Here is a 20,671-nt window from a genome sequence, read left to right on the forward strand (position 1 = left end):
GCCCGGGCCGCAATCCCCGCCACTATGCGGGCCCTGGCCGGCGCCTTGGCGGCGGCACCCGCCGCCGCGCCGTTCCCGGCCGCCGTGGCCCAGGCTACTCCAGCCGCCGCAGCCGCGCCCGCCGCCCCGGCCGAGACCGTGGAGGCCGCCGCGGCCCCGCTGCCGCCCCGGCGCCCGGCCGAGTTCCGGCACTTCGCCCTGCGCAAGCCGGCCACGGCCGTCTCGCAGACCGCCGCAGCCCTGCCCGAGGCGACCGAGACCGCCAAGCCCTGACGACGAGGCCCTGACGACGAGGCCCTGACGACCCGAGGGCGGCGCCCGCCCGTACCGCCGCCACGAGACGCCCGGCGCAACCCCGCCCCTCGTCCGGCGAGGACTTCCGTTCCCCCGTTCCCCCGCTATGGTGATGCCGTACCGCGCCTTCGAAAGCGCGGCGCCGGACCTGCGCGTCCGGCACCGGGCCGCGGCCCGGCAGGCCCAAGCCTCGGGAGGGCGCCATGAGCGCGACGCGGGACGTCTACATCTGTGATTTCGTGCGCACGCCGATCGGCCGCTACGGCGGCGCGCTCGCCAAGGTGCGGGCCGACGACCTCGCGGCGGTGCCGCTGGCGGCGCTCGCCGCCCGCCACCACTCCCTGAAGGAGGGCGTCGAGGAGGTGTTCCTCGGCTGCGCCAACCAGGCCGGCGAGGACAACCGCAACGTCGCCCGCATGGCCTTGCTGCTCGCCGGCCTGCCCGAGACCGTGCCGGGCCAGACCCTGAACCGGCTGTGCGCCTCGGGCCTCGACGCGGTCGGCGCCGCCGCCCGGGCGATCCGGGCCGGCGACCTCGACCTCGCGCTCGCCGGCGGGGTCGAGTCGATGACCCGGGCGCCGTTCGTGATGGGCAAGGCCGCCGAGCCGTGGCAGCGGCAGTCCGAGATCCACGACACCACGATCGGCTGGCGCTTCGTCAACCCGGTGCTCAAGCACCAGTACGGCGTCGATTCGATGCCCGAGACCGCCGAGGCCGTCGCCGACGAGCACGGCATCTCCCGCGCCGACCAGGACGCCTTCGCCCTGCGCTCGCAGCAGCGGGCGGCCCGCGCCCAGGCCGAGGGGATCTTCGCCGAGGAGATCGTCGCGGTCGAGATCCCCGACCGCAAGGGCGGCCACGTCAAGGTCGAGCGCGACGAGCATCCGCGCGCCGACACCACCGCGGAGGTGCTGGCGAAGCTGAAGCCCTTCGTGCGCCGGGACGGCACGGTGACGGCGGGCAACGCGTCCGGCGTCAACGACGGCGCCGCCGCCCTGGTGCTCGCCTCGGCGGACGCCGCCGCCCGCCACGGCCTGACCCCGCTCGCCCGGGTGCTCGGCCTCGCCTCGGCGGGCGTCGCGCCGCGGGTGATGGGCGTCGGCCCGATTCCGGCGGTGCAGAAGCTCTGCGCCCGGCTCGGGCTCGCGCCCGCGGATTTCGACGCGATCGAGCTGAACGAGGCGTTCGCGTCGCAGGCGCTCGCCTGCCTGCGCGGCCTCGGGCTCCCGGACGATGCCGGCCACGTCAACCCGCATGGCGGCGCGATCGCGCTGGGCCATCCGCTCGGCATGTCGGGCGCCCGCATCGCCGGCGCGGTGACGCGCGAGCTGGTGCGCCGCGGCGGCCGGCTCGGGCTGGCCACGATGTGCGTCGGCGTCGGGCAGGGCGTGGCGCTCGCGGTCGAGCGGGTGGGGTAGGGGGCCGTAAACCGGTCCACCGGGAACCGGCCGCCGACCCGCCGCGGGGTCACGAATTCCTCATCCGGTCCCCGGACGATGGGCGCTCGGCCGGCGGATCGGGAGTCGCGGGATGCAGCAGGCGGGAATTCTGGGCGAGGGACGGACGGGATCCGGGGCCCTGTGGCGGGTGCTGCTCAGCCCGCACGGCCGCATGGCGCGGCGGGAGTTTCAGCGCTGGTCCCTCGGCTACGCCGCCGCGGTGATCGGGCTGGTCTGCCTCGCGGTGGTGTTCGCCCGCCTCGAATGGCGTCCGGCGGCCTTCGCCAGCGCGGGGCTGCTGCCCCTGCTGCTGATCCCGGCCACGATCCAGATGATCCGCCGGCTGCACGACCTCGACCGGACCGGCTGGTGGATCGTCCTCAGCGACGCGCTGTGGATCGCCGAGTATCCGGCCTCCCGGCTCGCCGGCGAGGCCGGGGCCGCCGGGGCCACGATCCTGAGCCTGGTCGGCCTCGGCCTGTCGCTGTGGCTGATGGTCCTGACCTTCGGGCGGCGCGGGACGCCCGGTCCCAACCGGTTCGGCCCCGCCCCGGACGGCGTGTAGCGCCTACTCGAACCGGCCGAGCAGCAGCAGGCCGGCATTCGCCGCTGCGGCGGCCGCGACGGCGTCGCCGAGGGCGAGCACCGGCTGGCCCGGCATCACCCACTGCCACAGGGCGAGCAGGGTGAGGCCGAGGACGGCGCCGCAGGCGAGCGGCAGGGCGAGGCGCAGTCTCATCGCGACGCCACCTGCCCGCCGGCCTCGGACAGCGACAGGGCGGCGGTGCCGAGCTGGAGGCCGGTCGCGGCCTCCAGGGCGCGGCGCAGGCGCGAATGCTCGGCGTGATCGGCGATCAGCCAGATCGCCGCGAGGGCGGCCAGGGAGAGGACGGCGCCATGGATGGCGGAGCGGAGACGCGGCACGGATGTGTTCCTGATCGGTCCGTCGCATAGCACCCCCCGGGGCTCCGGGATGCAGCGCCACGGTGACAGGTGGCGGGAATCGGACCCGGCGCGGCGGGTCCCGCCTCACAGCGCCCGCCACATCCCCCCGACCCGCACGCAGCGCCCCCACACCGACAGCCCGGTCGCGGTGTGGTCGATCTGGTAGTAGTCGCCGGTCAGGCGCTCGACATAGGCGGTGAGCGCGGCGTCGTCGGCCATGACGATGCGGGTCGGGGTGACCTCGGCATAGGGCCGCTGCCCGACGAGCTGCCAGCCGCGCCCGGCATTCTCGAACCGGACGTAGCGCCGCTCGCGCCGGCTGAAGCTGAAGCGCAGCTTGAGGTCGAGCACGAAGTTGTCGCTGAGGCGGCGCAGGTTCGTGCATTCGAGGTCGACCCGCCCCGGCGGCTCCCGGGCCTCGGCCGCGCCGGCCGCGCCGACGAGGACGGCGCCGAGGACGAGCAGCCGGGCGAGCCGCCGCGTGGGTGGACCAGCCGAATTCCCGCGTGTCACGTCGGACGTCCTCCGGGTCATACGATTTCCGTTCGATCGCTTCGCGATGCGGACATCGACTCCGCTCATGCGCCGCGCGGGCTTGTGATGCGAAATTCGGAAGCAATCTTCCGAATTTCGCATCAGTAGTTCAGCCGCATCGCCGGGCCGAGCCCGTAGGGCGTCGGGCTCGGCGGCAGCACGCCGCAGGGGGAGGCGCTGCCCGGCAGCGGCCGGCAGACGATCACCGGATCGTCGAAGCGCCGGCAGGCGCCGGCCTCGTCGGGGGCGAAGCCCGGCAGGCAACGGACGTGGCGCACCACCAGCAGCGGCCCGGCCGGCACCGGCGGCAGCACGACCACCGGCGGCCCGCCGGCGGGCGGGCCCGGGGGCACCGCCCCGCGGCGCGCGGGCCGAGGGGCGGGGCGGGGCCTCAGGGGCGTCGGTCACGGGCTCGCTCCTCCTCTCGGCGCTCGATCTCGCGCCGGGCGTCGCGGCGCGACTCCTCCCGGCGGTTCCAGTCCCGGTCCTCGTCGCGGCGCCGCGCCGCGGCCCGGTCGTCGGCGCCGCGGTCGAGCGCCCGGACCGCCTCCCGCTCCCGCCGGGCGAGCTCGTCGAGGATCAGCCCGCCCTGCGCGGTAACCGGACTCGGAATCAGGAGCATCGAAGCCAGCACGATTCCCATAAGGAACCGATACGAATGCCCGCCATTATCGCCCAAAGCCGCCCCGCCAGCGACGGACGAGACGATGGGACAGAGCAATCTCGGAGATATCATAAGGCTTTACTCAGCGGGCATGATCTCCCGGTCGAGCCTCGAATCGGCGATCGACGCCTGCGAGCCGGCGCCGTCGGAACCCGGCCAGGGCGCCCCGGGCCCGGCCGAGCCGATCGACCTCGCGCCGGACGAATCGGGCACCTGGCGGGTGCCGGGCTGAGGAACGCGCTCACGGCGCCCGCTCCCGCGCGGCGGCGCCGGCCGGGTCGCGGCGGTGGTCGCCCGCTTCCATGTCGATCACTCCGTGCGCCAGACGCTCACGATAGAGCAGGTGGCGGTTGCGCGCGACCCAGGCCAACACCTCCGCCACCACGTCGAACAGCGCGTCGGGGATCGTCTCGTTGATGGCGGTCTCGGCGTAGAGCGTGCGGGCCAGGGGCACGTTGCGGAACACCGGCACGCCGGCGAGTTCGGCCTGTCCGCGCAGGTACACCGCCTGGGCCTCGCGGCCCTTGGCGGTGACGACCGGCACCGGCGCCGTCTCGGGGTCGTAGTGCAGCACCACCGCGAGATGGGTCGGGTTGACGACGACCGCCGTGCCCTTGCGCGCCGCCTCGCCGCCGTCGCCCATGGCGAGTTCCTGGGCGATCTGCTTGCGCTTGCCCTTGATGTGGGGATCGCCCTCGCTCTCCTTGTACTCGCGCTTCACCTCGTCCTTGCTCATCATCAGGCTCTTGACGTGATGATGCTTCTGGTAGGCGAAGTCGGCGAGCGCCACGATGACGAAGGCGGCGCCGGAATACAGCAGCGTCTGCATCAGCACCGCCGACACCAGGTTGATCTGGCACGGCAGGCCGCAGGCGAGGGTGTAGGTGAACGGGCCGATCGTGTCGCGCAGGACGTAGTACAGCAGCACCGACAGGACCGCGATCTTGAGCAGCGATTTCAGCAGCTCGACGATCTGCTTCATCGAGAAGATGCGCTTGACGCCGGCGGCCGGGCTGATCTTGTCGAGCTTGGGCTGCAGCGCCTCGAAGGCGAACAGGATGCCGAACTGCAGCACGTTGGTGGCGACCGCCGCCACGATGGTGACGAGCACGACCGGCGCCAGGATCGCCACCACCTCGCGGCCGACGATCGCCAGCCCCTGGCTCGCCGCGACCCGGAAGTCGCCGAGCGCCAGGGTGGCGGCGAGATCGAACAGCCCGACGAGCCGCCGGGTGATGTCGCCCCAGGCGAGCCAGACGTAGAGGATCACCGCGAGCAGCGAGCCGGCGGTCACCGCCTCCTGGCTGCGCGCCACCTGCCCGCGCTGGCGGGCGTCGCGCTCGCGCTTGGGGGTGGGGAGCTCGGTCTTCTCGCCCGACGAGCCGCTCACCGGGCGCCTCCCGGTACGGGTGCGGCGCGCAGCAGCCCGTCGAGGGCGGCGACGTAGCGGCCGAACACCGCGGTCTCGCCGGCGGCGTAGGGCAGCAGGGTCGCGAAGTAGACGACCAGCATGAACATCGCCAATCCGCTCTTGATCGGCATGGCGAGGACGAAGACCTGGACCTGCGGCGCGAAGCGGCTGACCATCGCCAGGGCGAACTCGGCCAGGAACATCACCGCGACGATCGGCGCCGCCATGATGACGACGAAGCGCACCGCGTGGTCGAAGGCGCCGAGCATCAGGGCCGGGAACCGCTCGGTCAGCACCGGCAGGGCGCTCGGGGCCGGCCAGAGCGCGAAGGAGCGGTAGAGCACGCCGATCACCGGCAGCGCCGCGCCGGCGACGAACACGTAGGTGAGGAAGACCTGCGAGAACGCGATGCCGAGCGGAGAGGTCTCCTGGCCCTGGAGCGGGTCGATCGACGAGGCCATCGAGGAGCCGCGCTGGTTGTCGATCAGCGCGCCCGCCGACTGCACCGCCCAGAACACCCAGCCGACGAGGCTGCCGAGCACGAAGCCGATCGCCGCCTCCTTGGCAAGGTAGGCGGCGAAGCTCGAGATCTGCCGGTCGAAGCCGTCGACATGCGCGAGGTTGATGCCCGCCGGCACCACGGAGAGCCCGAGGATGACCGCCACCCGCGCCGGCCGCGGCACCGCCGAGGCGGCGAGCAGGCCCGACACCGCCATGAAGGCGTAGACCCGCGGCAGGGTGAGGATCATCGCGAGGATCTCCCGGTCGAACAGCCGGAGGAACAGGGCCAGGGTCTCGCGCAGGTCGGTCATGCCGGCCTCGCGCGCCCGCGCGGCGCCGGCGCTGTCCCGCGTCGGTCCTCGGCATCGGTCCGCCGCCGGCCCACCATCATGGCCCACTTCCTCCCCGCACCGGACGCGGGAATCGCATCGCGGTCCCCGCCGTCCCGCCTGTCCTTGTAGGCGCACGGCCGGCGCCCGCAGTCTCGTTCGGCACAAGCCCTCAGTCGAGGCCGTGATGGGCGGCGGCGAGCTGCTCGAGGCAGCCGTCGAGGGTCGGCCGGTCGCATTCGCCCTCGTCGAGGCCGAGGCTGAACACGAGGCTGCCGTCGGCGGCGAGGCCGGCATGGACGAGCCGCCCGGTGGCCGGGTCGAGCCCGGCCCGGGCGAGCGCCCGGCCGAGCAGGTCGGGGTCGGGCCGGGCCGGCCGGCGCGCGAGGCTGACGAGGACGCGCCGCCCGTCGCGGGACCCGGTCAGGGTGAGGGTGCCGGTCGTCGCGAACACGAAGCCGACGCTGCCGTCCCGGGCCGGCCGCAGCGGCAGGCCGAGCCCGCGGGCGAAGTCCTCGGCCGCCCGCAGGCTGGTGGGCGAGAGGCTCACCGGCGCTCCTCCCGCGGCGCCGTCACCGGCCGGCCGGGGGCCGTGTCCGGCCCGTCGCCGGCCGCCTCGTCCTCCTCCCGCTCCTCCTCGGCGACGAGGTCGTCGAGGAGCGCGAGGATCGCCTTGCCCTGCTGGAGCCGCGACGGGAGCGAGGGCATGGCGTCGTCCGGGATCTCGCCGTGCAGGCCGCGCAGGCCGTTGGCGTAGGCGATCTGGACCGCGAGCGCCCGCTCGGCGAAGGCGCCGAGGAGCCGGCGGGCATCGGCCGGGCCGGCGCTGGCCTGGGCGGCGAAGTTGAGCAGCCGGCTGGTCTGCTCGACCGGATCGGCCGAGGCCCCGAGCCGGCGGCCGCGCTCGGTGAGGTGGATGAGCTGCCGGGTGGCGTCGAACACCGTCTGCATCTTCTTGAGCTTGCCGAGCTCGGTGAGCAGCCCGTGCAGGAAGGCCGGATCGGTCGAGGGGCCGGTGCTGGCGAGGTCGCGGCCGGCGGCAGTGCGGAAGGTCTCGACCGCCTCGCCGAACGAGCGCAGCACGTCGAAGCGCGCCAGCGCGTCGAAGAGCTGGCCGACATGCATCGACTCGCGCAGCATCGCCCGGTAGGCGTCGCGCACCGCGGCCGGGTCGGTCTCCAGGGTCGCGGCGGCCCGGGAGGCGACCTCGGCGACGGCGAAGCCGGCATGGACGTCGCGGGCGACGTCGGTCTTCTGGAACTCGGCCCGGGCCTCGTCGAGGAGGGCGAGCAAGGCCGGGTCGGCGCCGGTGGCCTCGGCATGCGCCCGCGCCGCCTCGAGCCCGGCATATTGGTGGGTGACGTCGCCGTCGAAGGCGCGCAGGGCGGCCAGCACGTCGTCCCTGGTCGGCGCCTCGCCGTCGCCGCGCAGGCGCTCCTGGAACGATTCGATCTGCTCGACGAGGGCGAGGAGCGCGGCCTCGCGGGGCATGTCGGGCAGCTTGTCGAGGTAGCCCTGGAGCCGCGCGATCGCCTCCGGGTCGACCATCCGGCCGGGGCGGACGGTGCGCTCGCCGAGGGACTTCTTGTCGGCGCGGTGGGCCACCGACATGCCGAGTTCCTCGGCGGCGTCGGTGAGCCGCGATTCCTCGGACGAGACGCTCACCGCCTCGCCGCGGTAGCGGCCCTGGACCTCGTGGACGATCTCGGCGCCGACCGGCGAGACCATGTTGAAGGCGGCCACGGTCTGGCGGCCGATCTCGGACGATCCTGACATCGTGCGCGTTCCCGTGCCGGCCCGCGGGCGCCGGCGCCGCCCGACTCAGGCGACGTTGCGGGCGACCGACTTCAGCGTGTCGGAGACCGACTTGAGCATGTTGGTGCGCAGGTTGCTGATCGCCGACCAGCTGTTCATCGCCATCTGCATCGAGAACATCTTCTCGGTGTCCGACAGGTTCGAGTTCTTCTCGATCGTGCGGATGTCGTTCTCGATGCTCTTCATCTGGGTCTGGAGGTAGTTCTGCCGCCAGATCAGGTCGAAGCCGTCGTAGCCGTTGAGGTTGGTGGAGTAGTCCGCGCGGGTGGTCTCGTTGGTGGCGTAGAAGCTGGCGGTTCCGGTACGGGTGGTGCCTGCGGCCATGGTCGGTCTCCTGTCGGGTCGTCGGGGCTATCGGGGTCCGGTGCGCAGCAGGACGTGCTGCGCCGCCGAGATGGCGTTGGCGAGAACGTCGAGCCGGCCGAACTCGGCCGCCGTCGTTCCCTGGGCGATGCGGCGGGCGACGCGCGCGCCCATCGCGTCGAGCCGGTCGAGGGCCGCCCGGCGCACGTCGGCGCCGTCCGCGCCCTGCAGGGCCTCCTCGAGATCGGTCATGCCGAAGCGCTCGCCCGTCTCCGGGCCCTCGCCGGTGGCCGTCATCACAGCACCTCCTCGACCGCCAGCCCTTCGAGGCGGGCGCGGTCGAGGATCAGGATGCAGCGATCCTGCATCCCAATCCAGCCGGCGCGCTCCCACGCCTTGAGGGCGCGGTTGACGTTGCCGCGCGAGCCGCGCGCCATCAGGCCGAGATCGGTCTGGTTGACCACCGCCCCGAGCAGGCCGACCCGCCGCCCCTTGACCTCGGCCCAGGTGCCGAGCCCGTCGGCGAGGCGCAGGACCGCCTGGGCGAGCCGCGCCGGCAGGGTCTTGAGGCTGAGGTCGCGGGTGAGCGTGACGTAGGAGCGGTAGCGCCGGGCGACGACGCGCGCGAGGGCGTCGCCGATCTCCGGGTGCCGCTCGGACAGGGTCCGGAAGGCCTGGATCGGGATGCTCGCCGTCGTCAGGGCGCCCACCGCGGTCGCCATGTCGCAATAGGTGCTGTTCTCGAACACGCCGAGTTCGCCGAAGCTCTCCCCGGGCGGCAGAATTCCGTGCAGGACCGTCGAGCCGTCGTCCAGGAGGTAGGACAGGCGGACATGGCCCGAGAGCACGAAGAACAGGTGCCGGGCCTCGTCGTCCTGGAGGTAGATGAAGGCGTTGTGGCCGAAGCTGCGCCGCGTGGCGGCACGCGCGAGGGCCTGCCTCGCCTCGGGACCGAGGCGCGCGAAGTCGCCGGCCTCGAAGGCGCCGGCGAGGGCGGCCTCCGACCGGCACGGCGCCGAGGGCACGACCTGCAGCGGCACCGCCGGGGCGAGGCTGGCAGGAGAGACCCTGGTGGTCGAGGAGATCTTGGCGAGCATCGTCGTCACCGCGCTCCCTCCGGGTGTGTCCGGCCCGCGGCCGGTCTCGTCGCGGCCGGCATCAGGGACGCGCCGGCATGCTGCGGGTGATGGTCGGGAAGTCGTCGAACAGCTTGCGGGTGTAGATCAGCATCTCGCTGCCGAGGAATCCCGCCATCGCCGCGATGGTGGCCGCCACCGCCACGAGCTTGATCGCGAAGGGCAGGGTCTGCTCCTGCACCTGGGTGAGGGCCTGGAGCAGGCTGACGCCGATGCCGACCACCGAGGCGACGAGGATCGGCGGCATCGACAGCAGCATCACGAGCATCATCGATTCGGTGATCTGGTGCACGGCGTCCGAGGGCGACATCACGGCGCTCCGCAGGACGGGACCGACGACCCGGGGACGCATCCGGCCCCAAGGCAGCAACTGGCCATGCTCTCGCCCCCGACTCGCGCATCGTCGCCTGTCCTTACGTCATGGCGGATGCCTCTCTCAAGGTGGGACATACCGGATCGCGCGAACCTCCGCTCATCCTGCGGTCCCAAAAGTTTCGCCGCAGTCTCAGCTCCGCACTCCGCGCGTTCTCATCCTGCCGTGCCCGGGCGATAAGACCTTGCCGGTGCCGCGCACGACTACGTAGAACCCGATCCGCGTCGCTTCGGCAGTGTATCGGACCTCCCGGGCGTCGGGGCTCGGCGCCCGGACAATCCAGGAACCTGCCGTGGCCGACCCGCGTCCCTCCGATCCCGCGATCCTGAAGATCTTCAGCGGCGTGCAGGCGGGGGCCGAGGTCACCCTGGCGGCGGGCACCTACGGCCTGGGCAGCGGCCCCGACGACGACATCCAGCTCGTCGACGTCAGCCTCAAGCCCGGCCACGCCCGGCTGCGGGTCTCGCCCGGCAAGATCGAGCTGGCCGGCGGCACCGGGACGCTGCGCACCGCCGCCGGGATCGCGCTCGGCCCCGACGAGCCGTGGCGGGAGATCGAGCCGCTCGACCTCGTCACCGCCGGCACCACCCGCTTCGCCCTCGGCTACCCGACCTCGCAATGGGCCACGATCACCGAGGCCGAGGTCGAGCCGCCGGTGCCGGTCGCGGCGGCGGCGCCGGCCGCGTCGCTGCCGTGGCTCTCCCGCGAGCGCCTGCGCCACCTCGCCGGTCCGGCGCTGGCGCTGGCGCTGCTGCTCGCGGGCGGGACGTGGATGCTCCTCGACGGCGGCCTGCCGCGGCGGGCCGACCTCGCGGCGGCGGGGGTGCAGGACCTCGCGGCGGTGCGCGCGGCCCTCGACGCGCTGCCGTTCGGCCGCGCCCTCGACGCGCGCCAGGAGGTCGACGGGGCGATCTACGTCAGCGGCTACGTCGAGACCCCGGTCGAGCGCCGCGCCGTCACCGGGGCGCTGGAGCGCACCGGCGTCCCGGCCCGCACCCGGCTGTGGGTGCTCCAGACCCTGCGCGGCGAGGTCGAGAGCCTGATCCAGGCGCAGCGCGTCGCCGTGGTCCCGACCCTCGACCGCACCGGCGGGCTCACCCTCGACGGCACGATCCTGAACCCCGAGCGGGCGAACCGGTTCGTCGCGCTGGTGCGCGACCTCGTCCTCGGCCTGTCGGGCATCGACGACCGGATCCGCACGGCCGCGACGCTCCTGACCGAGGTCGAGAAGCTCGCCGCGACCAGCCGGATCCAGCCCTGGATCCTCCTGCGCGCCGACGGCGAGGTGATCGAGGCGAGCGGGGCGATCCCGGTCGCCAAGATCGACGCCTGGGTCGGCTTCCTGCAGGGCTACGTCCGCCGCTTCTCCCGCGAGATCCCGCTGCGCTCGCTGGTGCAGCTCCAGACGCCCGGCAGCGCGCCGCTCGCCGGGACCGAGCGGGCGATCGTCGTCGGCGGCCAGCCCAGCGCCGGCGAGACGGCGCTCGACCTCGACCGCCTGCGGCAGGGCTCGTTCCAGCTCGGCGAGGTCTTCGCCGCCGGCTCGGACTCCGCCGGGACCGCGGCGGCCCCGGCGGGCGGCGCCGAGCGGACCGGCGGGCCGAAGCCGCCCGGCCGAGAGGCCGACAGGCCGTCCACCTCCAGCGCGGCCGACAGGCCGTCCACCTCCAGCGAGGCCGCACCGGCGCCGGCGGCGCGCGCCGAGGAGGCCCCCGCCGCGACCGCGTCGAACGCCCGGCCCGGGGCCGAGGAGCCGCGGCTCGCGACGGCGACGCGCACCGGCCCGCCGGACGGCGCGACCGGCCGCGAGGCGCAACCGGCGGGCCCGACGCCGATCATCGGCGCGGACGCGAACACCGGCCGCGAGCCGCGGCAGGCGGGCCCGTCGCCGTCCGGCACGGGCGCCGGCGGGGGAGCGGAGCCGGTTCCGGCGCCGGAGGATGCATCCGGCCGCGATCCGCGTTCGTCCGGCCGACCGGCGGCCGCCTCCGGCGGAGCGGGCGAGGGGCGCCTCGCGGCGGATCGGAACCGCGACGCGGACCGGCCGCCCGCGGGGCCGGGCAACGGCGTCGCGCCGGAGACGAGACCCGCCGGAGGCGGTGCGGCGGCGACCGACGCCCCGAACCGGCCCGGCCCGGGAGCGGCCGCCCTCGTGCTCGGGGCGGTCGGCGCCCGGCACCCCGGCCGAGGAGACCGCCGCAGACCTCGCGGCGCGCAGCCGGGCACTCGTCGAGCGCTGGCGCAACGGCACCCTCGACGCCGACCCGCAGGGCCGGGCGCTGCGGATCGCCCTCGACACCCTGCGCCGGGGATCGGGCCGGCCGGCGGCGCAGGGCGAGGTGCCGGACTGGTACCTGCCGCTGCTGGCGCCGCGCCGGGCCGAAGGCGCCGCCTGCTGGCCCGACGCGCAGTTGCGCGCCGCCGACATCCCGGTGGCGCTGTTCTGGCTCGACATCCTGAGCGCCAGCGACGGGATCTCGCTGACCGGGTTCAACCGGGACACGCAGGTCCTGCTGCTGGAGGCCGCCCTGAACCCCGACCGGACCGCGTCCTGCGCTGGCGAGGCCGGGCGCGAGGCGGTGACGCACTCGCTCTACCTGCGCGAGGTGGGGCGCAACCCGTCCTTCATCCGCTTCATCACCCGCGACCTCGCCCCGTTCTCCCTCGACATCACCGGGGTGAACCTGCTGCGGCAGCGCTTCGTGCTCACCCGGGCCGGGCGGCGGATGTACGAGGGGGCCGCGCCCGACCGGTCGAGCCGCCTCGTCGCCATCGGGGAGCTCGGCGTGGCGATCCAGCTCAACCGCGGGCTGGCGGCGGTGGCGTTCGAGCCCGACCTCGCCTGGAAGATCACGCAGTAGGGGGATGATCCGGTTTTTGGACGATCCGTTCAAAAACCGGATCGAAGCCCGCGTGGCGCTTGAGCGAAGCCGAAATCCGCATCGCGAATGCGATTATTCGGATTTCGTATGACGTCGGGCTCAGCCGTGGCGCAGGTAGATCCCGACCGCCTCGCGGGCGCCGGCGGTCTCGCCGAGCTCGAACAGGCAGCGGGCCTTGAGGTAGCGGCGCATCCGCTCGCGGTCGGTCAGGGTGTAGCTGCCGAACCGCTCGACCGGCGCGGCGCGGTCGAGCTCGTCGAGGCAGGCGAGGGCGGCCGCCCAGTCCCCGGCGAAGAAGCGCAGCACCGCCCGGGCGAGCAGCACCTCGGCGCTGGCGTCGCCGGCCATGTGCAGCGCCTCGGCGAGGATGCCGGCGCGGTCGACGTAGCCCTGCTGGGCGAGGACGAAGATCGTCAGCAGCAGGAAGTCGCGCCCGCGCGCGTCGAGGGCCGCCTCGTCGCGGGCGGGCGGGGTGCCGGGGGGGACGACCAGAAGCGAGGACATGCGGGGGCCGGGGCTTGGCGGGGTCAGGCGCGCAGGAGCGCCGCGAGGGCGGTGCGCACCTCGTCGTCGAGGGCGGCGTCCTCGGCCAGCATCCGCGACGCCTCGTCGAGGATCCGGCGCCGGTGCCCGGTCGCCCGGCGGGCCGCCGTCGCGAAGGCGGCGCCGGCGGCGAGGCGCGCCTCGGTCAGGGCGGCGGGCTGGAGCAGGCCGGGGTCGAGGGCGCGGGGCTGGAGCAGGTCGGGCAGCCGCTCGTCGAGGGAGGGCCGGCGCAGCACCGCATCGAGGGCCGCCGGCTGCGGCACGAAGGCGGGGGCGAGAGGGCCCTCCGCCGGCAGCCGCGCCTCGTCGCGCGGGCGGACCCGGGTGACCGATTCGAGGCCAGTGTCGAGGCTTCCGATCTTCATGCCGGGACTCCGCGCGATCCTGCCGTCACGCCGCGCTCGCGACCTTCTGGACGATCTCGGCCATCTTCGACAGCGCGTTGTTGGCGAGGTCGAAGTTGCGGTCCTTCTGCTTGGTCATGGAGTTGATCTCGTTCATCTTGATCTGGCTCTCCTGGTTGAGCCGCGAGACCGCGTCGCCGATCGTGGTCTGGTACTGCTGCCAGGTGGTGGAGCTCATCCTGCGGGAATCGGAGGTCGTGTCCATGAGCCAGCCCATCGCCGGCCGCGGCACGCCGAGCAGCGCCTCGATCGGATGCGGGACCTTGTCGTAGCCCGAGCCCTGCCAGAACATCTTGCCCACGGTCTTCTCGTCCTCCGAGAGCCCGACCTTCTCGCCGCCATAGGCGAGCTTCTGGTCCTTCGGATCCGGATTGAAGGCGCCGACGGTGCGGTTGATGGCGGCCTGCAGCACCGCGTAGGTCTTCAGCAGCGCGTTGATCTGCTCGACCTCCTCGGTGGCGATCCGCACCTTGGCCTCGCCGGCGAGGTTGGCGTAGAGCTGGAACAGGTAGACGAGGTTCGGCACGTCGAGCGCGCGGTTCTGGAACATCCCGTCCTGGGCGAGACCCAGGCGGGCGTTCTGGATCCCGAGGAGCTGCTTCTCCTGCGCGATGAAGGTGTCGTAGCCGTTGCGGATCTTCTGGCCGTCGTCGGTGCTGACCGGCATCTTGCTGTTGTCGGCGGCCGATTTCGAGGCCTTGAAACCGATATGCGAGAGCGTGAAATCGAAGGTCTTTCCGTCGGGGTCCTTCACGGTCATACGGACAGGAGGATTCAAGGTCAGAGAGACGGAGCCATTCCCGTTGCTGTCGTAGGCCGGAACTCTCGGCGTATGCTGGGACAGCAGCGTCTTGAAGGCGGCTTGCGGATTGTCGTAGACCTGCGTGCCGATCGTGACGGTCCCGGTATAGCCGGGCGAGCCGGCGATCACCTCCATGATCGGGGTCCCTCCGTTGGCGGCGTGGGGAATGGGGCTGTTGGTGCCGGTGACGACCCCGCTGGGGTTGCGCGCCGTGTCCATAAGGTAGGGCCAGCCGTCGGAGCGGGAATCGAAGCGAAAGACGTTGACCGCGAAGGCGTTGGCCCGGTCGAAACGCTTGAGGACCTCGTCGATCTGCTTGTCGATCTCGGTCTTCGAGAAGATCGCCATGCCGTCAAACGTCTTGCCGATGTTGTTGATCTGGTCGCGGAACAGCTGGCGGTCGGCGTCGGGCATGAGCCCGTCGCCGCCGGGCGAGTAGTTCGGGTCGGTCTTGGAGAGCCGCGGGTTGTTGATCCGGCTCAGCGCCGCCGCGATCATCGCCTGAACCTCGCCGCGGGCGTTGACCTGCCCGGCGGGGACCGAGGCCTTCTGGCCGATCAGGCCGAGGCGGTCGCCGAGGCCGTTCGCCTCCTGAAAGGCCGGGAGCTGCGCCAGCGTGGTCTGGTCCCCCAGCGACATCCTGGCGATGTCCTGCTTCTCGAGCATCTCGGCGACGTAGACCTTGGTGCCGCTCTCCGAGATGAAGGCGGTGATCGTGCTGCCCGCGGGGCCGATCTCGACCCGGGGCGGCGTGCCGGTCATCTCGCGGCGCAGGTATTCGAGCTGGATCGCGGTGTGCCAGCCGTTGAACGCCGCCGGGCTCAACTGGCCGGGCGGCTTGCCGAATTCCGCCTGCACCGCGGGCGGCTTGTCGACGATGGTGTTGCCCGGCGTGCCGTCGAGGGTGGAGAACAGCGTCTCGGCGCTGGCCTTGTTCGGGTTGGGGTCGAGCCCCTGCTCGCTGCCGATGAGGTGGTGGTAGGGGATCGGCAGGGAATCGCCGGCCGAGGTGACGATCCGCACGAGGCCGTCGGCCGCCGTGCTCGTCACCGGCTTCGACACCGTGACGGCGCCGCTGCCGGCGCCCAGGGTCAGCGTGGCGGCGCCGGCGGCGTGGTCGGCGAAGTAGCGGTTGCGGAAGTAGGACGGCCAGCCGAGGAAGATCCGCGGCGACAGGGCGGAGGGCGGGCTGTCGTAGCCGGTCGGGAACGGCGCCAGCGCGACCCGGCCGCCCGCGTCGAGGTGCATCAGCGTCGCCGGCCGGCCGGTGGCAGCCGGGACCGCGACCGTCTTCGGGTTGCCGGTGCCCCAGGCCCGCAGGTAGGTGGCCTTGTCCGCCTCCGTCCAGAACGAGAACGCGGTCAGGTCGAGGAGCGCGGGCCGTCGCGTCAGGACCGCCGTGCCGGCGAACGCGACCCCGGGCGGGGTGCCGGACAGAGACGCCGCGACGGTGCCGGATGACGACGCCAGCGTGACCGGGCCGCCCGACGGGGTCTGGCGCAGCAGGTAGGCGACCTGGGCCGCCTGCGGCCAAGCCGCGAAGGTCGCGAGGTCGGCCCCGGTCGCGGTCAGGGCCTCGGGCGGCACCGTCGCCACCTCGGCGGCCCGGCCGGCCGCCGGAATCCAGCCGACCACGGCCCTGCTCCGGTCCTGGAACACGACCAGCTTGGGATAGGACTTGCCGGCGGCGTTGGTGGCCGGTGCGTGCGCCTCGATATACGCCGTCTGGACCTGGGGCGGCCAGCCCAGGACCGTGCCCGCCACCGTGCTGACGGAGCCGGAGAGCGGCGTGTCGAAGCCGGAATAGGTCGTGGCGGGCACGCGGATCCGGTACGGCGTGCCGCCGAGGTCGAGCGTGACCGTCACGACCTGGAAACCGGGGATCGCCAGCTTCCCGGAGAGGTCGATGTCGGCCGACGGAGCCGCGGGCGCCGCGTTGGTCCGGTTCGCCAGCACGTAATCGTATTGTTCCTGCGGCGTCAGCGCGAAGAACCGCTCGGGCGTGATCCGGACCGGGTTCAGCTCGTTCGTGGCGGCGTTGCTCGCCGTCAGCCCGGCGCTGGCGGTCAGGGTGACGCCGGTCGCCCGCCCGGCGGCGTCGCGCACCAGCGCGACGCCGAGGCTCGCCGTCGCCGGGCCGATCGCCAGCGGGTTGGTGGCGGCATTGGCCTCGGCATAGGCGATCTGCACCGCCTGCGGCCAGCCGAGGAAGGTCGCGACGGCGAGGTTCACCGGCACCGTCACGAAGTCGGCCGGCGCTGGCATCACCGCGACGCTCGTCCCGGCGGCCGACAATCGCGCGATCGACGGGTTGCCGTTCGACGGGGCGAGGAGGAGGACCGGCGGCGTCCCGGTTCCGTAGGCGCGCACGAAATCCGCCTGAACGGCCTCGGGCCATGCCGCGAAGGCGGTGGCGGTGACCTCGTCCGGCCGCGGCGAGTAGCCGCCGTCGCGCTGGGCGGTGAGGATCGAGGCGGTCTCGCCGAGCGGCGGCGTCAGGGTCGCCCGCGCCGCGTCGTAGCGGGCCTGGAAGACCGGATCCCATCTCAGGTAGGTCGTCTCCGGAACCGTGACGCTCGGGTCGCGGGGATAGGGAATCGCGGTCAGCGGGAACCTGCGCCAGTCGGTGATGGTGCCGCGGCCGTCGACCGTGATGAGCGAAGTCGGCGTCTCGAGGGCCGGAGGCGTGCCGGTGGCGTAGCGGTTGAAGGTGGCGAGCCGGTCCGCCGCCGGCCACTCGTTGAAGAACGTGCCGTCGAGCCGGTCCGGCGTGGCCGCGTAGTGCAGGCCGCCCTCGGCATCGCGCGAGACGGTGACCGCCGGCGATCCGACGTCGAGGCTGGCCGCGCCGGCGAGATTCCGGGTGACGTAGGTCTGGCGCTGGGCGTCGGTCCAGGAGAGGAAGAACGAGGTGAGATTCACCGCGCCCGGCGCCTTGGTGAAGTTGTCCGGCAGGATCGCGTCCCGGACCGTCCCGTCGCGGTCGAGCGTGACGAGCCGGCTCTGCCCGGGGCCGGTCCGCGGCAGGTCGATCGCCGCGGGGGTGCCGGTGGCGTATGCGGCGAAATAGGCGATCCGGTCGGCCGCCGGCCACAGGCGGAATCCGTCGAGGTCGAACTGCGCGGGCGTCGTGGTGACCCGCACCCCGTCCGCGCCCGGGATCGCCCGGATCGCGCCCGTGCCGGTGCCGATCTCGGCGTAGTCCTGCCCGGCCGCGAGGTGGGCGAGGGCGTAGAGGCGCTGGAACGCCGGCGGCCAGCCGAGGAACGTCGCGGGCGAGGCCGTGGTGCCGGCCTCGGCCGGGTAGCCGGCCGGGAACGCCGCCGCCGTCACCGCGCCGCTGCCGTCGAGGGTGACGAGGAGGCGCGGCACGGACGGAGGGCCGGCCCGGGCCGGCAGGTCGAGGGACGGCGGCGTGCCGGTGGCGTTCGCGGCGAAATAGGCCATCCGGTCGGCCGGGGGCCAGAGCCGGAACAGGTCGAGGTCGAAGCGGTCCGGCGTCGTGGCGACCCGCACCCCGTCCGGGGTCGGCGTGACCCGGAGCGTGCCGCCGCCGATCTCGACGGAGGTCCCGCCGGCCGCGAGGTGGCCGGCGGCGTAGCGCGCCTGCCAGCCCGGTGCCCAGGCCAGGAAGTCGGCGGGCGACACGGACGCCGGGTCCGCGCCGAAGTCCTTCGGCAGCGGCGCGCTCCACACCGTGCCGGCGGAATCGACCGTGACGAGGAGCGGCGCCTGCGCGTCGCGCACGAGGTCGAGGGCCCGGGGCGTGCCGGTGGCGGTGCGGTCGAAATAGGCGATCCGCTCCGCCGCCGGCCACGACCGGAACGCCTCGATGGCGAGCCGGGCGGGGGGCGTCGCGATGCTCACCTGCCCGTCGCGGCCCAGCGCGACGGCGAGCGCCGCGTCCGGCCCGATCGCCAGCGTGCCCGGGCCGACGCCGAGCTGGGCGGCGACGTAGCGCTCGCGGAAGAACGGCGGCCAGCCGAGGAACGTCGCCGGGTCGAGCCCGGCCGGCGGCGTCGCGAGCCGGGCGGCGTCGTAGCGCGCGCGGAACTCCGAAGGCCAGCCGAGGAAGGTCGCCGGCGACAGGGCGTCGGGGCCGGTCTCGTAGCCGTCCGGGAACGGCGCGATCGCGACGCCCGCGCCGTCGCGGGCGAGAAGCGTGCGCGGCCGGCCCTCGGCGGGGGCGAGTTCGACCGAAGGCGGGCTGCCGCTGCCCCAGAGCGCGACGTAGGCGGCCTGATCCGCCTGCGGCCAGAGCTGGAACAGGTCGAGGACGAGCCGCGCCGGCTCCCGGTCGGGCGTGGCCGGCGCCGTCAGCGCCAGCGCCGGCCGGCCGGCGGTCAGCGCCGCCGTGAGGACGGGAGGGGTGCCGATCGCGACCGGCTCCGGGCCGGCGACGGTCCGGCGCAGATACGCGGCCTGCGCGGCCTGCGGCCAGCGCAGGAAGGCGACCGGGTCGAGGGCGGCCGGCGCGGCGGCGAAGCCGGCGGGCAGCGGGCGCTCCTCCGCCTCGAAGCCCGGCCCGGCGACCGACCACAGGGACCCGTCCGCCGGCACGACGGCGGTGCGGGGGTAGGGGGTGCCGGCGCCGCGCGCCTCGACATAGGCGGTGCGGATCTCGGCCGGCCAGTCGCGCAGGCCCGTGACCGCGCTCTCCCCGCCGGCGAGGGGCGCGTCGTAGCCCGGGAAGGTGCCGGCGGGCACCCGGACCTCGTAGCGCCGGCCGTTGCTCGACAGGGTGATCGCGGTGGCGTCGGCCCCGGCGCCGGCCAGGGCGACGACCGGCGGCACCGCCCGGCTGTGGCGGGCCGCGTAGGCGTATTGCTCGTCGGCCGACAGGGCGAACAGGCGCCGGGGCGCCATGTCGGCCGGGGCGGTGGCGAACAGGGCGGCGTCGGCGTCGAGCAGGCCGTCGCTCGCCGACACCGTGACGCCGCTCGCCGTTCCCGTCGCGTCGGTCGCGAGGGCGACGCGCAGGGACGCGCCGGCCGGGCCGATCTCGATCGGGCCGCCGCCCCGGGCGGCGAGGTAGACCATCTGGGCGACGGTCGGCCAGTCGAGGAAGTCGGCCGGCGCGAGGTCGCGCGGGGCGGCGTCGATCCCGGCCGGGGCCGGGGTGATCTCGACCGTGCCGCCCGGCGCCAGCGCGGCGATGGCCCGCGCGGCGTCGCTGCCGAGCACCACCGCCGGCGGCTGGCCGGTGCCGTTGGCGCGCAGGTAGCCCGCCTGCACCGCCTCGGGCCAGCGCGCGAAGGCGTCGGGATCGACCGCCGCCGCCGCGGAAGGCAGGGTGCCGGCGGAGAGGCCGGAGGCGATCGCGAAGGGGGAGGAGGTCATCGTCGCGGGTCCTCGGCGGCTCCGGGTTCCGCCCGCCGGTCGGCGGCGCGGCCCCGCGGGCCGGTCACAATCGGATGATGGTGCGCGGCGCCCGCCGCGGCGGCAGGGCGGCGGGCCGGACGAAAGCCTCCGGCGGCCGGGGCGGCTCCGGCTCCGGCGCCGCGCGGTCTCCCACCGGCCCCCCGGCCGGCACCGGGCCCCTGGCTGACGCCAGGGTTCCCGCCCGCTCCAGCAGCGCCGCGAGGGCGGCGTCGAGGGCGGCCGGATCGGGCGCGGCGGCGAGGTCGCGCAGGAGCCCCCGGGCCACCGCGTCCTCGCGCAGGCGCGGCAGGGCGAGCAGTTCGGCGACGCCCCGGCGCAGCCGGTCGAGCACCGGCGCGAAATCCGGCCCGGGACCCTGGGCGGCGCGCCACGCCTCGATCTCGGCGACCGCCGCGGCGGCGTCGCCCTCGTCCGGGGCGGAGGTCCATCGGATCGTCGGCCGTCTCACCTTTGCGCCGGCTCCCTCTCGATGCCTCGTCGGATGCCCCGGGGCGGCGGGCGCACGGCGCTCGTCCCGAACCCGTCGCGGACGCTAGGCATCATTCGCCGAAACGGTGACCGTTTCGGCGGCGAAAATGATGCAAGAACCAAGGTCTAAGCAGAGTTGCCCTGTGCAACTCTGCTTAGGACCGCCGCCGCCGGCCGGCTGTCACATTCAGCACAGGATGGCGGGGCGCCCGCGCCTATAGCGGACACCACCCTGGACGCGCGGACCCCGGACGGCCGCGGCGCGGGGAACGGAGCAGGAATGCGGGACATGCTGATGCTGCCCGAGCGCAGTCTCGCGGGCCCGCCCGGCGCGGCGGCGACCGGACCGGGCCCGGCGGGATCGGGCCCCGACGGCCTGCGCCGGCGCCTCGCCGACGCCCTCGACGAGGCGGCGCTGTTCGACGACGCCGACCCGGCCGGCGCCG

23 protein-coding genes and 2 pseudogenes are annotated in these 20,671 nt (G+C 74.3%); 6 read left to right on the forward strand and 19 right to left on the reverse strand.

Annotation, left to right across the window (positions count from 1 at the left end):
* The 3 genes and pseudogenes from EOE48_RS29425 to EOE48_RS27490 all read left to right on the forward strand — a co-directional run.
* Positions 1–273 (forward strand): annotated as a pseudogene (locus EOE48_RS29425) (hypothetical protein); the annotation flags it as partial.
* Positions 274–497: 224 nt separating this feature from the next.
* Entirely contained in the window at positions 498–1,712 is a 1,215-nt protein-coding gene (pcaF, locus tag EOE48_RS27485; RefSeq protein WP_127734071.1) for a 3-oxoadipyl-CoA thiolase, read from the forward strand.
* Between the two features lie 112 nt (positions 1,713–1,824).
* Entirely contained in the window at positions 1,825–2,298 is a 474-nt protein-coding gene (locus EOE48_RS27490) for a DUF805 domain-containing protein (RefSeq protein ID WP_127734072.1), read from the forward strand.
* Between the two features lie 3 nt (positions 2,299–2,301).
* Here EOE48_RS27490 and EOE48_RS29430 read toward each other — a convergent pair whose 3' ends face one another.
* The 5 genes from EOE48_RS29430 to EOE48_RS27510 form a co-directional block, all read right to left on the reverse strand.
* Positions 2,302–2,472, reverse strand: coding sequence for a hypothetical protein (locus tag EOE48_RS29430; protein ID WP_187371569.1), 171 nt, complete (start codon positions 2,470–2,472; stop codon positions 2,302–2,304).
* Positions 2,469–2,657 (reverse strand): hypothetical protein, encoded by a 189-nt coding sequence (locus EOE48_RS27495; protein WP_127734073.1) that lies wholly within the window; start codon positions 2,655–2,657, stop codon positions 2,469–2,471. Before EOE48_RS27495 ends, EOE48_RS29430 begins: the two co-directional genes overlap by 4 nt.
* A 105-nt stretch (positions 2,658–2,762) precedes the next feature.
* Positions 2,763–3,191 (reverse strand): hypothetical protein, encoded by a 429-nt coding sequence (locus tag EOE48_RS27500; protein ID WP_127734074.1) that lies wholly within the window; start codon positions 3,189–3,191, stop codon positions 2,763–2,765.
* Between the two features lie 122 nt (positions 3,192–3,313).
* Entirely contained in the window at positions 3,314–3,565 is a 252-nt protein-coding gene (locus EOE48_RS27505; RefSeq protein WP_127734075.1) for a hypothetical protein, read from the reverse strand.
* A gap of 38 nt (positions 3,566–3,603) precedes the next feature.
* Positions 3,604–3,834 carry a hypothetical protein gene (locus EOE48_RS27510; protein WP_127734076.1) on the reverse strand — a complete coding sequence of 77 codons (231 nt, stop codon included), beginning with the start codon at positions 3,832–3,834 and terminating at the stop codon, positions 3,604–3,606.
* 133 nt (positions 3,835–3,967) lie between these two features.
* On the opposite strand from EOE48_RS27510, the gene EOE48_RS29435 reads away from it, so the two are divergent.
* Complete coding sequence (locus EOE48_RS29435; protein ID WP_187371570.1) at positions 3,968–4,108, forward strand: hypothetical protein; 141 nt, start codon at positions 3,968–3,970, stop codon at positions 4,106–4,108.
* Positions 4,109–4,117: 9 nt separating this feature from the next.
* Here EOE48_RS29435 and sctU read toward each other — a convergent pair whose 3' ends face one another.
* The 8 genes from sctU to sctS form a co-directional block, all read right to left on the reverse strand.
* Positions 4,118–5,266, reverse strand: coding sequence for a type III secretion system export apparatus subunit SctU (gene sctU / locus EOE48_RS27515; protein ID WP_127734077.1), 1,149 nt, complete (start codon positions 5,264–5,266; stop codon positions 4,118–4,120).
* A complete protein-coding gene (sctT, locus tag EOE48_RS27520; protein ID WP_187371571.1) occupies positions 5,263–6,099 on the reverse strand; it encodes a type III secretion system export apparatus subunit SctT in 837 nt (278 codons plus the stop codon). The genes sctU and sctT overlap by 4 nt, the downstream gene beginning before the upstream one ends.
* A 190-nt stretch (positions 6,100–6,289) precedes the next feature.
* Positions 6,290–6,667, reverse strand: a complete 378-nt coding sequence (locus tag EOE48_RS29440; RefSeq protein WP_187371572.1) for a CesT family type III secretion system chaperone — start codon at positions 6,665–6,667, stop codon at positions 6,290–6,292.
* Complete coding sequence (locus EOE48_RS27525; RefSeq protein WP_127734079.1) at positions 6,664–7,893, reverse strand: HrpJ domain-containing protein; 1,230 nt, start codon at positions 7,891–7,893, stop codon at positions 6,664–6,666. The genes EOE48_RS29440 and EOE48_RS27525 overlap by 4 nt, the downstream gene beginning before the upstream one ends.
* Before the next feature lie 45 nt (positions 7,894–7,938).
* On the reverse strand, positions 7,939–8,256 hold the full coding sequence (locus EOE48_RS27530) for an EscF/YscF/HrpA family type III secretion system needle major subunit (RefSeq protein WP_127734080.1): 318 nt from the start codon (positions 8,254–8,256) through the stop codon (positions 7,939–7,941).
* A 27-nt stretch (positions 8,257–8,283) separates the two neighbouring features.
* On the reverse strand, positions 8,284–8,532 hold the full coding sequence (locus EOE48_RS27535; protein ID WP_127734081.1) for an EscE/YscE/SsaE family type III secretion system needle protein co-chaperone: 249 nt from the start codon (positions 8,530–8,532) through the stop codon (positions 8,284–8,286).
* The gene (locus EOE48_RS27540; RefSeq protein WP_246154990.1) at positions 8,532–9,332 is read right to left on the reverse strand and encodes a Crp/Fnr family transcriptional regulator; all 801 of its coding nucleotides are present in this window, start codon (positions 9,330–9,332) and stop codon (positions 8,532–8,534) included. Before EOE48_RS27540 ends, EOE48_RS27535 begins: the two co-directional genes overlap by 1 nt.
* Before the next feature lie 61 nt (positions 9,333–9,393).
* Positions 9,394–9,681 (reverse strand): type III secretion system export apparatus subunit SctS, encoded by a 288-nt coding sequence (gene sctS, locus EOE48_RS27545; RefSeq protein ID WP_127734083.1) that lies wholly within the window; start codon positions 9,679–9,681, stop codon positions 9,394–9,396.
* Positions 9,682–10,036: 355 nt separating this feature from the next.
* On the opposite strand from sctS, the pseudogene EOE48_RS30540 reads away from it, so the two are divergent.
* Positions 10,037–10,336: pseudogene (locus EOE48_RS30540) on the forward strand (FHA domain-containing protein); the annotation flags it as partial.
* 332 nt (positions 10,337–10,668) lie between these two features.
* Here EOE48_RS30540 and EOE48_RS30135 read toward each other — a convergent pair.
* Complete coding sequence (locus EOE48_RS30135) at positions 10,669–11,064, reverse strand: hypothetical protein (RefSeq protein WP_246154983.1); 396 nt, start codon at positions 11,062–11,064, stop codon at positions 10,669–10,671.
* 30 nt (positions 11,065–11,094) lie between these two features.
* Positions 11,095–11,601: a hypothetical protein gene (locus EOE48_RS30140; protein ID WP_246154986.1), complete on the reverse strand. Its 507-nt coding sequence runs from the start codon at positions 11,599–11,601 to the stop codon at positions 11,095–11,097.
* A 242-nt stretch (positions 11,602–11,843) separates the two neighbouring features.
* Between EOE48_RS30140 and EOE48_RS30145 the strand changes: the two genes are divergently transcribed.
* Positions 11,844–12,605: a hypothetical protein gene (locus EOE48_RS30145; RefSeq protein ID WP_246154988.1), complete on the forward strand. Its 762-nt coding sequence runs from the start codon at positions 11,844–11,846 to the stop codon at positions 12,603–12,605.
* 120 nt (positions 12,606–12,725) lie between these two features.
* On the opposite strand, the gene EOE48_RS27555 is transcribed toward EOE48_RS30145, so the two are convergent.
* The 4 genes from EOE48_RS27555 to EOE48_RS27570 form a co-directional block, all read right to left on the reverse strand.
* Positions 12,726–13,130, reverse strand: a complete 405-nt coding sequence (locus EOE48_RS27555) for a hypothetical protein (protein WP_127734085.1) — start codon at positions 13,128–13,130, stop codon at positions 12,726–12,728.
* Between the two features lie 23 nt (positions 13,131–13,153).
* On the reverse strand, positions 13,154–13,534 hold the full coding sequence (sctX, locus tag EOE48_RS27560; protein ID WP_127734086.1) for a type III secretion apparatus assembly protein SctX: 381 nt from the start codon (positions 13,532–13,534) through the stop codon (positions 13,154–13,156).
* 25 nt (positions 13,535–13,559) lie between these two features.
* Positions 13,560–19,715 (reverse strand): hypothetical protein, encoded by a 6,156-nt coding sequence (locus EOE48_RS27565; protein ID WP_127734087.1) that lies wholly within the window; start codon positions 19,713–19,715, stop codon positions 13,560–13,562.
* A gap of 64 nt (positions 19,716–19,779) precedes the next feature.
* On the reverse strand, positions 19,780–20,205 hold the full coding sequence (locus EOE48_RS27570) for a hypothetical protein (protein WP_127734088.1): 426 nt from the start codon (positions 20,203–20,205) through the stop codon (positions 19,780–19,782).
* Positions 20,206–20,671 lie beyond the last annotated feature (466 nt).

Source organism: Methylobacterium oryzihabitans (genome assembly GCF_004004555.2).
Classification (GTDB): domain Bacteria; phylum Pseudomonadota; class Alphaproteobacteria; order Rhizobiales; family Beijerinckiaceae; genus Methylobacterium; species Methylobacterium oryzihabitans.